At 67.9% G+C, this 246-nt stretch carries 1 protein-coding gene; it reads left to right on the top strand.

Annotation, left to right across the window (positions count from 1 at the left end; all coding sequences use genetic code 11):
- Positions 1–246, top strand: a 246-nt coding sequence (locus KVS69_RS20165; protein WP_217540035.1) for an ABC transporter substrate-binding protein, incomplete at both ends; no start/stop codon positions are given.

The raw sequence follows: 246 nt of genomic DNA, 5'->3' as shown, positions 1-246 counted from the left end.
GCCTGGGGCTGGCGGACAGGGCCGTCGGCACCGCGCACTGGGTCGGGCCGGTCCGCAAGGGCTATGAGGAGGTGAACGCGACGATCGAGCGGCTGGCCGACAACGAGCCGAGCTTCGAAAGCGTGCTCGCCAAGAAGCCGGATATCATTGCCGGGCAGTTCCAGTGGCAGGTCGGACCCGAAGGCGTGGTCGCCAAGCCCGAGCAGTTCGAGGAACTCGGCATCCCGGTCTATACGTCGCCGTCCG

The sequence above is a fragment of the Stenotrophomonas sp. GbtcB23 genome, from assembly GCF_019091045.1.
GTDB classification, from domain to species: domain Bacteria; phylum Pseudomonadota; class Gammaproteobacteria; order Xanthomonadales; family Xanthomonadaceae; genus Stenotrophomonas; species Stenotrophomonas rhizophila_A.
This window is presented reverse-complemented; position numbering and strand designations above follow the sequence as displayed.